This is a genomic window from Aeromonas rivuli, from assembly GCF_020149575.1.
Lineage (GTDB): Bacteria > Pseudomonadota > Gammaproteobacteria > Enterobacterales > Aeromonadaceae > Aeromonas > Aeromonas rivuli.
On sequence record NZ_CP079742.1, the window covers coordinates 2,823,461 to 2,838,633 of the forward strand.

16 protein-coding genes are annotated in these 15,173 nt (G+C 59.5%); all 16 read right to left on the reverse strand.

Annotated features, from left to right (window positions below):
• Positions 1 to 3: 3 nt before the first annotated feature.
• Entirely contained in the window at positions 4 to 1,182 is a 1,179-nt protein-coding gene (locus tag KYK33_RS12995; RefSeq protein WP_224430793.1) for an OmpP1/FadL family transporter, read from the reverse strand.
• 38 nt (positions 1,183 to 1,220) lie between these two features.
• Entirely contained in the window at positions 1,221 to 2,663 is a 1,443-nt protein-coding gene (locus KYK33_RS13000; protein WP_224430794.1) for a DUF1254 domain-containing protein, read from the reverse strand.
• 55 nt (positions 2,664 to 2,718) lie between these two features.
• A complete protein-coding gene (locus KYK33_RS13005) occupies positions 2,719 to 4,287 on the reverse strand; it encodes an arylsulfatase (RefSeq protein ID WP_224430795.1) in 1,569 nt (522 codons plus the stop codon).
• Between the two features lie 35 nt (positions 4,288 to 4,322).
• Positions 4,323 to 5,579, reverse strand: a complete 1,257-nt coding sequence (locus KYK33_RS13010) for an anaerobic sulfatase maturase (protein ID WP_224430796.1) — start codon at positions 5,577 to 5,579, stop codon at positions 4,323 to 4,325.
• Between the two features lie 508 nt (positions 5,580 to 6,087).
• Positions 6,088 to 6,966 carry a hypothetical protein gene (locus tag KYK33_RS13015; protein WP_224430797.1) on the reverse strand — a complete coding sequence of 293 codons (879 nt, stop codon included), beginning with the start codon at positions 6,964 to 6,966 and terminating at the stop codon, positions 6,088 to 6,090.
• Positions 6,959 to 7,984, reverse strand: a complete 1,026-nt coding sequence (gene parM, locus KYK33_RS13020) for a plasmid segregation protein ParM domain-containing protein (RefSeq protein WP_449500923.1) — start codon at positions 7,982 to 7,984, stop codon at positions 6,959 to 6,961. The genes KYK33_RS13015 and parM overlap by 8 nt, the downstream gene beginning before the upstream one ends.
• Before the next feature lie 124 nt (positions 7,985 to 8,108).
• Positions 8,109 to 8,885: an alpha/beta fold hydrolase gene (locus tag KYK33_RS13025; RefSeq protein ID WP_042043378.1), complete on the reverse strand. Its 777-nt coding sequence runs from the start codon at positions 8,883 to 8,885 to the stop codon at positions 8,109 to 8,111.
• 224 nt (positions 8,886 to 9,109) lie between these two features.
• Positions 9,110 to 10,165, reverse strand: coding sequence for a molybdenum ABC transporter ATP-binding protein (gene modC / locus KYK33_RS13030; RefSeq protein WP_224430799.1), 1,056 nt, complete (start codon positions 10,163 to 10,165; stop codon positions 9,110 to 9,112).
• Complete coding sequence (modB, locus tag KYK33_RS13035) at positions 10,162 to 10,842, reverse strand: molybdate ABC transporter permease subunit (protein ID WP_224430800.1); 681 nt, start codon at positions 10,840 to 10,842, stop codon at positions 10,162 to 10,164. The genes modC and modB overlap by 4 nt, the downstream gene beginning before the upstream one ends.
• 108 nt (positions 10,843 to 10,950) lie before the next feature.
• The gene (modA, locus tag KYK33_RS13040) at positions 10,951 to 11,679 is read right to left on the reverse strand and encodes a molybdate ABC transporter substrate-binding protein (RefSeq protein ID WP_224430801.1); all 729 of its coding nucleotides are present in this window, start codon (positions 11,677 to 11,679) and stop codon (positions 10,951 to 10,953) included.
• Between the two features lie 50 nt (positions 11,680 to 11,729).
• Positions 11,730 to 12,209 carry a molybdopterin synthase catalytic subunit MoaE gene (gene moaE, locus KYK33_RS13045; protein WP_224430802.1) on the reverse strand — a complete coding sequence of 160 codons (480 nt, stop codon included), beginning with the start codon at positions 12,207 to 12,209 and terminating at the stop codon, positions 11,730 to 11,732.
• A gap of 298 nt (positions 12,210 to 12,507) precedes the next feature.
• Positions 12,508 to 12,753, reverse strand: a complete 246-nt coding sequence (moaD, locus tag KYK33_RS13050) for a molybdopterin synthase sulfur carrier subunit (protein WP_224430803.1) — start codon at positions 12,751 to 12,753, stop codon at positions 12,508 to 12,510.
• Positions 12,750 to 13,265, reverse strand: a complete 516-nt coding sequence (gene moaC, locus KYK33_RS13055) for a cyclic pyranopterin monophosphate synthase MoaC (protein ID WP_224430804.1) — start codon at positions 13,263 to 13,265, stop codon at positions 12,750 to 12,752. Before moaC ends, moaD begins: the two co-directional genes overlap by 4 nt.
• 61 nt (positions 13,266 to 13,326) lie before the next feature.
• Positions 13,327 to 13,839 (reverse strand): molybdenum cofactor biosynthesis protein B, encoded by a 513-nt coding sequence (moaB, locus tag KYK33_RS13060; RefSeq protein WP_042043367.1) that lies wholly within the window; start codon positions 13,837 to 13,839, stop codon positions 13,327 to 13,329.
• 239 nt (positions 13,840 to 14,078) lie between these two features.
• Positions 14,079 to 14,669, reverse strand: a complete 591-nt coding sequence (locus KYK33_RS13065; protein WP_224430805.1) for a cytochrome c3 family protein — start codon at positions 14,667 to 14,669, stop codon at positions 14,079 to 14,081.
• A gap of 11 nt (positions 14,670 to 14,680) precedes the next feature.
• Complete coding sequence (locus KYK33_RS13070; RefSeq protein WP_224430806.1) at positions 14,681 to 15,139, reverse strand: nitrate reductase cytochrome c-type subunit; 459 nt, start codon at positions 15,137 to 15,139, stop codon at positions 14,681 to 14,683.
• Positions 15,140 to 15,173: the final 34 nt, after the last annotated feature.

Sequence of the window (15,173 nt, forward strand, 5' to 3'; positions counted from 1 at the left end):
TCCTTAGAAGCGGTAGTCGTAGTTCACGGTCATGAAATAGAGCGCCATGTTCTGGTACTCCCCTGAGAGCCCCCCTCCCTGCACCTGGGCATTTCCCAGGTTGAGGTACTCAAGCGCAGTGCCCACACTCTGGTTTGCACTGAGCCGATAACGGGCCCCTGCGCCAAGGCGCCAGGCGCGATCGGATGGCAGGGTCAAAGAGGCATCGGACTGGCTCTTGTAAAAACTGGAGTCGTAGGCAATGCCCGTGCTGAGCAGCCACTCGGGCGAGAGTTGATACTGAGTGCCCAACGCCAGATGCCAGGTATCTTGTAATCGGTGCTTGCTCGGCACTTGATTGCCAGCGGCCTCAATACTGCCATCATCAAATTCACTCCAGTTTTGCCAGCCAATATTGCCCAACAAGGCCCAGCGTGCGTCGAGGCGCTGATAACCGCTCAGCATCAACTGACTGGGGGAGGACGTGCTGGCATCGATGGGAATATTGAAGGTGAGCGTCTGGGGCGGCAGCGGCCCGGGCGGATCGATGGCCTTGCTGACCTGGGTCTCGATATCGTAATTGAAATGGGTGCGGCTGCTATACGCCAGACCAATGCGGCTGTTCTCGCTCCATTCATAAAGCAGACCCAATCTGGCATTCAAGGCCCAGTCATGGTCCTTGAGATCCTGATCCCCGGTCTGGCTGTCTCGACTCAGGGAGAACATGCCGTAGTTGATGCCAAGCCCCCCACCGACGGAGAGTCGAGGTGAGAGCCGCACTGCCACCGTAGGTTGCAGTGTCAGTGCCATGAGAGAACTCTCTCGTACCAAGCCACTGCCTGCCCAATCCCCAAAGTCGAGACCCAGACCGAAGTTGCCATAAAAACCCACCCCAATCTTGACGTCCTGATTGATGCTATGGCTATAAAACAGACTCCCCTGAGGGGAGAACCCCACCACATTGCCCGGGCTCTTGCCAGGCCCATCCAGTGCATAGGAGGCATCGCCATAGAGCCCTTGCAGGCCGCCGCTGACCTGATCCCCATCCAGTCTGGTCATACCCGCCGGGTTACCAAAGATGGTACTCGCATCCTGGGCCCTCGCCGCCATGCCAGCACCGGCCAGCCCAACATCATCGGTGGCTATCTCATAGAGGTAGAGGCCCCCTGCCAGACTCTGACCGGAATAAAATGCGGCCAACATGGTCACTCCGAGCGGTAGATAGCGCATAGGATGTCCTCTCATTGTGGTGTCATGACCTCGACTTGGGGCAGTTCATATTCACCAGACAGCACACTCTCTTGCGGCTGATAGAGGCGCAGCAACAAATAGAAGGGGCCTGCGGGGGTGGGCAGCCAATTGGCCTGCTTGTCACCCTTGGGTACCTCGCGCTGCAGATAGAGATCGAATGAACCGTTTTCTGCCATTTTGAGCCCCTGGGTATCGCTGCCCAGCTTGTAACGTGCTATCTCGTTGTGCACCAACATTTTGTCCACGGCGTTATACACGGTCAACGACCAGAAGGCGTTGGTGGGCGGCGCCTTCTTGAAGTGCAGAACATAGGCTTTATCGCCGCTGAGTTGCTCACCTTTGGCGTCGGTGGAGCGCAGCGGATACATGGCTTCTTTCTCTCCCTGGCCACCCAGATAGGGGCCGGACACCAGGGCCCGCAGCGGATAATCGGTACCGAAATGATCCAGACCACTGGCCCAGGCCCAACCGTTTCGTTGCACGGCAGAGGTTGCCAGCGCCGAGACGGCCACCTTGGGGCCATCAGTCAGGGCCTTGAGCAACCCTTGGCGCTGAGGCTCAACAAGTTGGCTGGCATCGAATCCTTGCTCCGTCAGCCCAAAGCGGCCGAACTGAGCGAATAGTGACGTATCACGCGCTGGCACCCCATTATCTTTGAGTACGGCGCCCAGTTGGCGATAGAAGCCCAGGCCATCCTCCCCCATCTCGGGTAGCGCTGGCAGCACCTGGTCAGGGGCTGTGTATTGCTTGTTGTTCATCTGGGAGAGCGGCCGCAGTGTGAAGCCTTTTTGCAGCAGAGCCACAGGAGCCATATCCTCACCCTGTTTCACGCGAAGTCGCCCCCACAACCAGACTTTGCTGGTCGTCACGTCGAGTCGGGTGACCCCTGTAGGCAGAGTGCCCTGCCAGCCCGGCGGTACCAGGGCAAAATCTCCCGCTTTGGTGCCTGTGGTACGACGCCCGACATAGTGTTCAAGCTCCTGCCACATATTGAACACATCCACCACGTAGTAACGATCATGGGTGTCGGGCACGTGCAGTATGTAAGGCTCATCGAGCTTGACGATGGCGCTCAGATAAAGGGTGTCATTGTTGGCGGTGGGCATGTCTTTGGCATCAGGGGTCGCCAGCTCCCTTGCCCAGCCCAACTGATTGAGGGGGGCCCGGTAGCTGGTTGCAGCCTGGGAGGCGGACACCTGAGTGTATTCACGGGCAATACGCTCCATGCGCACCAGAGGATAACCCCAGACATAGGCATTGACGCCGTTGGCATAGGCATCTGCTGCGAGCCCTGCGGCGATGTTCTCTGTACTGGTGGGCATGGTCAGCAAGACATCCGTCTCTGTTTGCTGGGCATGGACGCCAGGCACCAGCAGTAGCGTCGTGCCCATGCCTGCCAGCAACAGGGCTCGCCATATTGACGTCAATTTCATAGGAGAACCTCTAAATTGGATACGGCGGCACCATGGCGCCACCGTCAGAGCTTCATCAATTGGCATGTTTTTTAGCACTTTCCAACTGATTCAGGGCCGATGCTACCCCGATGCCACTGGAGCCTTTTTGCGCAGGCGGATACTCTTTCATGCTCTGCATAAAGGCTTTCACCGGCGGCATGATCTTGGGCAGCAACCAACTCTTCTCTTTCATCCACAGTAAATGACCACCGGTCTCTGGGCTGCGCTCGTAAGGGTCCAGCTTGATATCGATCATCAAACCGCCCGGGATCTTGCGCGTGTCGTCCAACCACTTGTCCTTCACCGCCAAGTGGATCTTCCACTGCTCGACACGGATGGCGTTGAGATGAGTCTCACCAAAGTAGAAGAACTCATGGCGTTGGGATTTGCCATCGGACTTGGTCAACATGTCTATCTGGTTGTAACCATCGAGATGGTTCTTGTAGACCTTGTCACCCACTTTCAGTCCCTTGAGCAGATCCTGTTTGACATCAGGTTCACCGACAGCCGCCATCAGAGTGGGGACCCAATCTTCCGAAGTCATGAAACCGCTATTCCAGGTGTTGGCCTTGATGTGACCTGGCCAGCGCACCAACATGGGCACCCGGAACCCCCCTTCCCAAGTCAGCCCTTTCTCTCCCCGGAAAGAGGCGCTACCGGCCATGGGCCAGTGAGCCAGATTGACCCCGTTATCCGAGGTAAACATGACGATGGTGTTCTCGCTCAGCCCCTCTTTGTCCAGGGTATCGAGCAGTTTGCCGACCAGATGGTCGAGCTGCAAAATCGCATCGGCGTACTCGGTATGGCCACTCTTGCCGAGCCACTCCGGACTGACGTGGATCTGCTGATGCATGCGCGACGGGTTGTACCAGAGGAAGAAGGGACTATCTGCCGCTTTCTGCTTCTTGACCCAATCGATGGAAAGATCGGTGAAAGTATCATCCACCGATTCCATCAGCTTGCTGGTCAAGGGCCCCTTGTCTTCAATGGTCTGTTTGCCTACCCGTCCCCAACGAGGATCCACGGTCGGATCATCCTTGTCGGACGCCAAGGCATGGATCATGTTGCGTGGACGGCCAACAAAATTGGGATCCTTGGGAAAATCCGGCTGCTCCGGCATCTCCATCATGTTCAGGTGGTAGAGAAAACCATAAAACTCATCGAAACCATGCAAGGTTGGCAGGTACTCATTGCGATCGCCGACGTGGGATTTGCCAAACTGAGCCGTGGCATAGCCCTTGTCTTTCAGCAGTTGCGCCAGGGTGACGTCACTGTCTTGCAGACCAATTTTATCTCCGGGTTGCCCAACGGCAGTCAACCCCGTGCGAATAGGATACTGGCCGGTGAGAAAGGCGGCGCGCCCCGCCGTCGAGCTTGGCTGGGCATAATAGTCGGAGATCATCATCCCCTCGGCTGCCAGGCGATCGATGTTGGGGGTATCGACGGCCCCAATCCCTCGGTGATAGGCAGAGATATCCATGGGCGCCATGTCATCGACCATGATCATCACTATGTTGGGTTTGCTGGTATCAGCTGCCATGGCAAGTGACAAAGGAGACGTCATCGCCCCCAGTACCAGACTGGCCAATAAGGTTTTTTTCATGGTTTTCATCCTTTTTTACTTGATGACCCCGGGACTTAAAACAAACCGAGACGGCGCAGCAGCGGCACCATGTCGCTATCTATGTGGCGATAGAACTGCATAAAACCGCCGCATAAGTAGTTGAGCCCCCTTTGTCCTTCCTGGGTGCGGAGCAATCTGTCTTTCGGACATCCCCCCCAGCACAGCGCCAGGTAATCACAACGACGGCACTGATCAGGCAGCGTCAGATGCTTGGCCTGTCCAAAGGCAATCTGTTGATTGCCAAAAGCGAGATCGCCCAAATGCTGCTCGGCTATGTTGCCTATCCGATGTTCCGGGTAGACGAAGTGATCGCAGCTATACACCTCCCCGTCGTGCTCAAGGGCAAGCGCCTTGCCACAGAAAGGAGCCTGGGTGCACATCTGGGCAGGCATGCCTGCCGATTGCACCACTGCGGTTTCGAACAGGTTGACATGAACTCGCCCCACCCCTTCAGCCAACCAGACATCCCAGACATCACAGAGGAATTGGCCGTAGTCGGCGGCGGCTACGCTCCAATCGGTAACGATGGACATGGGGTGGCCGGGCTCGGCCTCGGGACTGCCCTGCCATGGCAAGGCTTCGGTGGCTAGCGTCGTCACCGAGCCCTGGCGAAAGATCCTGGGCTCCACCACTGGGGTGAACTGGATACGGGTGCAACCTAGCTCCTCGGCGAGGAAGCGATAAACTCGCTCCCCTTGCTTGGCGTTATTGCGATTGACGACACAAAGCGCAGCAAACGGCACCTCTGCGCCGCGCAGCAACTCGACCGCTGTCATGACGCCATCGAAGGTCGGTCGGCCAGCCCGGTTCTTGCGGTGAATATCGTGCAGGTCACGGGGGCCATCAATGGAGAGGCCAACCAGAAAACCATGTCGTTTGAGAAAAGCGACCCAAGCCTCATTGAGCAAGATGCCATTGGTTTGCAGATCGTTCTCGATCCGCTGCCCGGCCTTGCGATACTTGGCCTGCAGTGCCACCACTTTTTCGAAGAAAGGCAACCCGAGCAGAGTTGGCTCCCCCCCCTGCCAGGAGAAGACCACCTCATCCCCTGTCTGGGCTTCTATATATTGGCGGATATGCTGTTCGAGCAGTTCGTCCGAAAGCCGAGGGGCGGCATCATGTTGGAACAGATCCCCCTTATGCAGATAGAAGCAATAGTCACAATCGATATTGCAGCGAGATCCACCGGGTTTGACCATGGTATGGAAGCGGTAATGCTGCCCCTTCGGAAGAGGGGGTAAATGGCTGTGGGGTAAATGCAACGATAACACCTCTCAAATCCATTGAATGCAGATGCGACAGGCTCCCAGTCTCGGCGTTATTCTTGCTGATGCATAGGAAGCAGCTAACTATAGCTTTTGGCTGGCGTAGCCGGATATGTATGCCCATATTCAGCAAAATAATTTCTTGCGAAATAAAGTGACCTTGACGGTAGAATCAACAATCTACTATGGCTTTGCTTCAGACAAGTTAATCACCACCGAAAAAACCATCAAAAAAATAAATGTAATTAAATGATTTTAATGGGAAAAATAAAAAACACGCCACACTCCTGTTTTCTTCGTCCCCGAATGTCGCCGGCCAGAAAGTACACCACCCAAATACGCAAGCAATTTCGCATTGAATCAATGCAATCTTCTACCCACACAGACTCATAGCGAGAGTTCAATTCATAAAGCCGCCGATATATCACCAGAAATAGACAGATATAAAAAAACCGAACCCAGGGGTTCGGCTTTTTTATTGGCGGATCGCTACATGAGCACCATGGGTCGGCCCTTAGAAGAGGCCCCTGGCTTTCACCTTCTTCATGTTGGCGACCTGGCTCGAGAGATCCTCGAACAATGGCTCGGCCGTCCGCTTATCCAGATCCACGGATCGGCCCGGCTGACTGGCCAGTCGCTGGATCAAGCTGTGCTGCTCGCGAATAAGCCGGGATTGCTCTTCCAGCTGACGGGAGAGCTGCAAGATGCTGCTGGCAAGGGGCGCCAGGTCCGGCTCGGCCGCCGCCGGCAGCCTGCCGGCGATGGCGTCTGCCAACTGCTCAGGGTCCAGCGAACCCGGCAGCCCTTGCCGGATCTCGTCCCACAACTCGGTGGGTTGCTGCTCCCCGAGACGACTGACGATCTCATCGACTAAATTGCCCTGATCCGGCATAGCGGCTTGCTGACCGAGACGACTGACTATCTCATCGACTAAATAATCCTGATCCGGCGTAGCGGCTTGCTGGCCGAGGCGACTGACTATCTCATCGACCAGCGCCCCGCTGTTTCCCTGCCCCAACCGGGGGCCCAGCCGTGCCACTATCTGATCGACCATGGCATCGCCCGCAGAAGGGGACGCCTCGCTCCCCTCCCCCAGGGTGAAGCCACAACTGGCAAAGGCGTGACGCAGGGTCATCAGGCTGACTTGTTCGGGCCCGAGCGCGTTGGCAACGGCCTTGCACAGGTTCGGTGCCAGCACGTACATGAACATCCCCGACAGGTAGATGTCCTTGTGGAAACGGCTCTTGGAGAAGTCAAACTCCTCCGCCCCATCCTGGATCTTGCGAGCCCGCTGGTACCAGTTCTGCAACACTCCGACCGCGTAGCGATCAGACTCCAGCGCACCCGGATCCATGTAAATGGAGAAGGTCATGCGCTTGAGCTGACTACTCATCAGCCACCTCGGCCATCACGGCCGCTTCCCGGTACACTTCCTCTTCTTCCGTGGTGTAGAGGCAGATCTCCCGGGCCAGGGCAGACTGTGCATCGTCCAGCAATTCAACTCTGTCGCCCAGGGTAGGATAAGCCTGTTTGATCGCCTCGTGGATGAGGGGGGCACCACCGCCGACCAGATAGACCCGGTTCGGATTCTTGGCGAACTTCTTCGCCTCGTGGGCGACCTGGCTGCCCAGCTCGTCTATCTTGTTCTGCATTTTTTCCAGGATCTTGGGGATCTGGGCCTCGTCGTTGACCACGTCACGCACGAAGCTGGCGTCACCACGACGCTTGATAAACTCGTTGGCCACCAGATAGCTGGAGTCGCTGTCTGCGGCGGCCAGGGCCTTGCGTACCGCATCCGTCACCATGGAAACACCGATCTCGTTGTTGCCATAGACGTCAGACACATCGTCGAACTCGCCGACGATGATGCCCATGTCCAGGGTGGTGCCACCGCAGTCGATCACCAGGGTCTTGGTGAACTCGTTGCAGCCCGAGCCAATCAGGCGGGAGAGGGCGGCAGGCAGGCTCTCCGGCATCACTTCCACACTGACGATATTGAACAGCTCCCCCTTGTTGAGGGAGATGGCACGAAGCAAGTTGCGCCGCTTCTTCTCGATTTTCTCTTCGTTGCGCTGGCAGTCATCCGGCTGGTAGAACTCCGTAATGGGCAGCGTCACTGTGATCGCCACATCGCACGGCGCCATGCCGGTCTGCAGCAGGGCGTGGTGCACGGAGAGCAGGTTCAGGTCGTCGTACTGATACTCCACATGGGTGGTGGCCAGTGACTTGTCCGAGGTGGCGTCATAGGTGTACTTGGTGTTGCCTATCTCGTAGTTGTAGATCTTCTTGTCTTTGCGCAATGCGGCGCTCTTCCAATCCTTGCGAAACGAGTTGGGGGAGATGATGGTCTTAAGCGCCTTGTTATCGATCCAGCTGACCTTGACGTTGGTCGAGCCATCATCGATGGCCATCTTCATTACTTCAGACATATGGGGAATACCTATGGGGGAGCAGACAACATGGTCCGATTGCCTTGCACTCTGGCAAGCCAAGGCGATCGAACCACTACATACACGGTTTATGAAGGCGACAAGTCTAATGTCTTTCTAAAATCCGTTGAAGCAAATGATTGAATCCGGAGGGATCTTCCGCAGGCCAGGCGTGGTGGCCACGGGGATTATGCACCGTTGCGTTGGGCAGGGCGGCAAACTGCTCCACCCGTTTGGCAAGCGGCAAGTAATCATGTGTCGTGGAGATGATGGCGACCGGCTGCCAGATGGCGCCGAGCCGGGCACGGGCCGACCAGCCGGGCAAGGCATCCAGCAGGGCCTTGTAGACCTTCTTGCGATTACGGCAGAAACGTTGCCGGAAGGTACGACGCATCTGGGCAAGTTCAGAGCCGGGAAAGAGCTCCCGACCCAGCCACCAGGCCAGCGGCCGCATGCCAAACCAGCGCAGCCACTTGAGGCGCTGGGCGTAACGCTCCTGCTCCCTGGGGTTCTCCAGCAGAAACTCGCTGAAGCCGTTGACCAGCACCAGACCGCGGATCTTGCCTGGCAGTTGCAAGGCCAGCTCCAGCGCAACCATGGCCCCCAGTGAGAGTCCCACCACCCAGGCAGGCTCTGGCTGTTCATCGAGCCAGCGTACCACGTCCGCCGCCAGGGTCCCGACATCGAAGGGCCCCTCTTGCAGGCTCTGGCCATGGCCACGCAAGTCGATGGCCACCACCCGATAGTCGTCGGAAAAATGTTCGAGCTGGGCCTGCCAGTCCAGGCTGGATGACCCCAGGCCATGGAGCAGCAGCAACAAGGGGCCCTCCCCGGCACTGCGCCAGGCCAGTCCCTGAGACTTCATGATTTGATTGCGACGCATCCATTTTCCTCAAACACGCGGTGCCAAGTCCTCAAGCCCTCTGCCGATGGCAGAAGGCGTCGAGCAGCCCAAGGCCGCCATAGCGCAGCTCATTGCCGCGAACGGCAGTCGAGGATCTGCCGCTCACCCTGCCACGCTCTAGCAAAACAGTGGAGGATAGGGGTGACGGCAACGCCAGTGAGCGCTCCCGGGCGGTGACCAGCACCATGGCGGCCCAAGCGCCCTTATCCCTCCCCGACCAGACTCACCGCCTTGACATAGGCATGAATCTGCTGACCCTCAGCCAGACCCAAGCGCAGGGCTGAACGGCTGGTGATCCGGGCCAGCAGTATCTGCTCACCCAGCGCCAACTGCAACAGCGTCTGACCCGGGCGCACCTCACGCATCGCCAGCAGGCGGGTACTGAGGCAGTTGGAGAGACTGGAGTGCGCGATGGGGGCGGTCGCTATCACCAGATCCCGCCCCGCCACCTTGATCTGCAAGGGGCCACTCTCGTCGGGGGCATGCTCCATGGTAACCATCAGGCTCTGATCCCCGAGCTGCAGGGTCGCCATCTGTTCGGTGGCCTCGTAATGGGTCAGGATCGCCGTCAGCATGACCCCCACATCATCCCGACTGGCGAGGGAGAGGTCGGTGCGGGCGAAGATCTCACTCGGCCTGCCTTGCGCCTCGACCTGCCCCTCGGCAAGCAATACCAGCTGATCGCACAGCAAGCTCACCTCCTCCATGGCGTGGCTGACGAAGACCATGGGAATGCCGCTCTCTTGCTGCAATCCCTTGAGCACATGGGCCTGATGGATGCGGCTGCGGCTGTCCAGCGCCGAGAAGGGTTCATCGAGCAGCAGCAGGTCGGGCTCCGCCAGCAGGGCCCGCCCCAGGGCCACCCGCTGGCGCTGGCCGCCGGAGAGCCCGTGGGCAGGCTGTTCCAGCAGATCGGCAAAGCCGAGCCGCATCGCCAGCGCCTCGGGCTGCCAGCGCCCTCGCCCCTTGCCCGCCGCCAGTTGCAAATTGCCAAGCACCGTCATATGGGGGAAGAGGCGGGAGTCCTGGAACACCAGCCCGATGCGGCGCGCCTCCGGCAGCAGGGCGGCCAGATCCCGCCCCTGCCAGTGCAGGACGTCCGAGGGGGCGCGGTCCAGCCCGGCGATGATGCGCAGCAGGGTGCTCTTGCCACAACCTGAGGGGCCAAACAGGCCGAGGATGCCACCCAGGGGCAACGCCAGATCACACGCCAAATTGAAGGGGCCGAACGAACGGCTGGCCTTGAGGTGCAGGCTCATCCGAACAACCTCCGCTGCCGACGTTGCAGCACGCCATAGACCAGCACCAGCATAATGAGGGAGAAGCCCATCAGGCCGCCTGCCAGGTAGTGAGCATTCTGGTAATCCATGGTTTCCACGTGATCGAACAGGGCGATGGAGAGCACCTGGGTCTCCCCCGGGATGTTGCCGCCGATCATCAGCACCACGCCAAACTCCCCCAGGGTGTGGGCAAAGCCCAGCGCCGCCGCCATCACGAAGCTCGGCAGCGTCATCGGCAAGATGATATGAAAGAAGCGCTCCAGGGGCCCCAGCCCCAGGGTGGCGGCGGCCTCAAGTTCTTTGCTGCCCATGTTGACGAAGGCGGAGGTGAGGGGCTGCACCACGAAGGGGAGCGAATAGAGGATGGAGGCGAACAGCAGGCCGAGGAAGCTGAAGGCCAGGGTTGTCCCGAAGGTGTCGCGCCACCAGGCGCCGAGGCCATACTCCGGGGAGAAGGCGAGCAGCAGATAGAAGCCGAGCACGGTCGGCGGCAGCACCAGGGGCAGCGCCACCAGCGCCTCCACCAGCGGCCGCAGCCGATGCTGGCTGCGGGACAGCCACCAGGCGAGCGGGGGGGATAACAGCAGCAGGATACCGGTGGTACTGGCCGCCAGCTTCAGGGTCAACCAGACCGCGAGCAGATCCCCTTCACTCATGGCGCATATCCCTCCCTGGTTCGAGCAGCAACATGTTCGGCATCCTCATTGCAAAGCGTGGCCGGCCCTGAGGCCGGCCTGTGGTCATGGGAGATTGGCATTCATGCATCATTGCGGCAAGGCATAGCCCGCAGCCTTGATGGCGCCCTGACCCGGGCCCTTCAGCCAGGCCACCAGGGCATCGACCGCGGCTCCCTTCTTCAGGATCAATCCCTGCTGCTCGATGGCCGGATAGAGCGCATTTGGCACGGCCCAGGCTTCGCCGGTTTTACCGGCTTCCACCAGATTGGCCCAGGCAACAAAGCCCAGCTCGGCATTGCCGGTATCGACGAACTGCCAGGTCTGGCTGATGTTGGCGCCGGTCAGCAGACGGTACTGCTTGGGATCGATGTTGAGCTGCTCAAGGGTTGCCATGGCGGCGGTGCCATAGGGCGCGGTACGCGGGTTGGCGATGGCGAGGTTGCCCTGCCAGCTGCGCAGGGTGGCCTCATCAGGGGCTGGGCCGCCCTTCTTCCACAGGCCCAGCTGGCCGATGGCATAGGTGAAGCGCTCGCTGCCCTTGCCTTCTGCCTCCAGTTTCTGAGGGGTGGCCACGTCGGCGGAGAGGAAGAGGTCAAACGGAGCACCGTGGGTGATCTGGGTGTAGAGCACCCCGGTGGCGGCCGAGCTGATGACGACGCTGTGACCGGTCTTGGCGGTGAACGCCTTGCCGATACGCTCTATGGTGCCCTTGAAGTTGGCGGCCACGGCGACCTTGACCTCATCGGCCTGCACGGCGGTGGTGTGCAGCGCCGCGGCGCAGACGCCTGCAATGACAACAGATAGCAGCGGTTTCATTCCCTTACTCCTGGTTGCGGATCCTTCGTGACCAGATCCTGTTATGGGGTCTATTCCCCTGATTGCCAGCGGGAAGCGGCGGCGTTGTCGCTCTGCTTCGCCTCGACCCAGCGTTGTATCCCCTCGGCGGTCAGCTCTTTTTTCCAGAACGGTGCCCGGGTCTTCAAGAAATCCATGATGAAGTGACAAGCCTCGAAGGCCGCATCCCTGTGGGCACTGCTCACCGCTACCAGCACAATCTGATCGCCGAGCAGCAGCTCGCCGATACGGTGAATGAGGGTACACTCCTGCAGCGGCCAGCGGGTGCGGGCCTGGATGACGATATCGGCCAGCGCCTTCTCGGTCATGCCGGGATAGTGCTCGAGCGCCAGTCCCAAGACCTGCTCCCCCTGATTGAAGTCGCGCACCTTGCCGACGAAGGTGACGATGGCCCCGCTGTCGTGACGGGCGGCGAGGCGTTCGTACTCCTCCCCGAGGGAGAAGTCGGCTCGCTGCACCAGGATGCGATCCGTGATGGTTGCCTCGCTCATGGCATCAGCCTCCGGTCGTTACTGGGAAGAGAGGGAAGAAGGCGGCCTCATCCCCGTCCCACAGCTCAGTGGTGCGATCCACGGTCGTTATCTCGCTCATGCTCAGCCTCCGGTCGTTACTGGGAGGAGAGGGAAGAAGGCGGCCTCATCCCCGTCCCACAGCTCAGTGGTGCGATCCACGGTCGTTATCTCGCTCATGGTCAGCCTCCGGTCGTTACTGGAAAGAGAGGGAAGAAGGCCACTTCATCGCCACCGCACAGCTCAGTGGTGCGATCCACGGTCGTTATCTCGCTCATGGTCAGCCTCCGGTCACAGGGGGGAAGAAGGCGACTTCATCGCCATCATTGAGCGGCGTCTCGAGCGGCACCAGGGTCTGGTTGATCGCCACCAGCAACTTGCCGGACTCGAGCGCCAGGGCCCACTTGTCACCGCGCACGCACAGCGCGCTGCGCAGATCTTCGGCGCTGGCATAGTCGCAGGGCAGGCTGAGCTCGTCGCAGCCGACCAGCTCCCTGACTTGGGCAAAAAACAGAACCTTGATCATGACGGCTCTCCCGCATTCTGTTGTGCACCGCCATCGGCAGCCGGGGCCAGGAAGTGGCCGGACTTGCCGCCTTTCTTCTCCACCAGCCTGACTTGCTCGATCACCATGTCCTTTTGCACCGCCTTGCACATGTCGTAGATGGTGAGCGCCGCCACGGACGCCGCGGTGAGCGCTTCCATCTCCACCCCGGTCTTGCCGGAGAGCTTGCAGAGGGTGCGAATATGGACCCTATTGTGCTCGGGTTGGGGCTCAATCTCTACCTCCACCCGGGTCAGGGCCAGCGGATGGCAGAGCGGGATCAGATCGGCGGTCTTCTTGGCCGCCATGATGCCGGCGATGCGGGCGGTGGCGAACACGTCGCCCTTGTGGTGCTGACCGCTCAGGATCAGGGCCAGGGTCGCGGGGGCCATGGTCACAAATGCCTCGGCGCGGGCCTCGCGCTCGGTAACCTGCTTGTCGGTGACGTCCACCATGTGGGCCTCGCCGCTCTGGTTGAGATGGGTCAAACTCATTGGCTGTTACTCGTCACTGATGGCGCGGTATGCCGCCCCGAAAAGGAAAGGATGGTGCGGATCATCTGATCAGCTGGGTCGCGAAGTTGCATGGCCGGGTGCGGACATCGAGCTGATCCCGGATCAGCTTCTCCCACCCCAGTTGGCAGGCCCCCGTGGATCCGGGCAAACAGCAGATAAGGGTGCGGTTGGCGAGCCCGGCCAGGGCGCGGCTCTGCATGGCCGAGCCCTTGATCTCGGCAAACGAGAGCTGACGGAACATCTCGCCAAAGCCCTGCACGGTGCGTTCGAACAGCACACCCACCGCCTCCGGAACCCGGTTTTGCTCATTGAAGCCGGTGCCGCCATTGATCAGCACCACCTGCACACTCTCATCAACGATCCACTGGCTGACCTGAGCCCGTACCCGGAACAGGTTGTCGGCGCACAACGCTCTATCCGTCAGCTGATGTCCCGCCTCGGTCAGGGCCGATGCCAGGTAATCCCCCGAGCTGTCGTCGGCGGCGCCTCGGCTGTCAGAGACCGTCAGTACGGCAATGTTGAGGGGGGTGAATTCGCTGATGTCTGCTGCCATTGAACAATTCCTGTAAATCATCGAGCACGAGGCGAAGAGGGGGTAGGATGCTTGCGGTACGCCAGCCAGGGGCGAGGCCAGCCAATTGGATCTGATTGGCAATATCCTTGCTGGGGATGGATTCTACCAAAAGTTGTCGGGGAGTGGGGTGAATAGGCTCATTAATCTGCTCGCAGCGCCCAGTCAGGCTCATAGCAACAGGCCGGGCTCACCCGGCCTGTCTTGCGAGGGCACTCCGATCAGAATCCCTTGACCCCTGTCATGTCAGGCAGCTGGTGCGCAATCCCCTTGTGGCAATCGACGCAGGTATTCTCGCCACTGGCCAGGTTGGTTGAGTGCATCTGAGCGGCGCGCCGTCCTTGCAAGGAGAAGTCCATGTACTCGAAGTTGTGACAGTTGCGACACTCCCTCGAATCCGTGTCTTTCATCCGCTGCCACTCCCGCTCCGCCATCTCCCGGCGGTGAGACTCGAACTTCTCGCGGGTGTCCACCTTGCCGGTCAACATGCCCCACAGCTCCTTGGAAGCCTGCACCTTGCGAATGATCTTGTAGGTCCACTCGTGGGGGACGTGGCAGTCCGGACAGCTGGCCCGCACCCCGGAACGGTTGGCATAGTGGATGGTGTCGCGATACTCGACGAAGACGTTGTCTTTCATCTCGTGACAGCCGGTGCAGAACTTCTCGGTGTTGGAGGCTTCCATGGCGGTGTTGAAACCGCCCCAGAAGATGACGCCGCCAAAGAAGCCCATCATCAGCAGCACCCAGAGCGCCGCCTTGGAGGGCGACTTGAAGGTGGTCCAGATCCGCTGCACAAAACCGGGTAATTTCATCTAATGACTCCTTAGTTCAGCGCATCGACCGGTTTGAACGTATTGTCCACCAGCGGCTTGGCATCGGTCTGCGGCACATGACACTGCAAGCAGAAGTAGCGGCGCGGCGAGACTTCGCCCAGGGTCAGGCCATCTCGCGACTCGAAATGGGTCGGGCTTATCTTGGGCGCCTTCATGGCGGTGGCATTCTTGAAGCTATGACAGGCCAGGCACTTGTTGACCTTCTTGTCTATCTCATAGTTGCGAATGTCATGGGGGATCAGCGGCGGCTGATGCATGTATTGGCGGGTATAAAGATCGCCATCCTTGCGAAAGTTCTTCATCTGGGCCGCGGGTGCCTCGACGGCAAGATCCGCACTGTTGCGCAGGGACTTGACGCCGCCGCTCTCGGTGGTGACCTGTGGTGCCTCGGCAGCCATCAGACTCCCCGCCATCAGGCAGGCCAACATTGCTCCAATCAGCTTCTTCATTATTTGTTCTCCGAACATGTTATCCGCAAGGGCC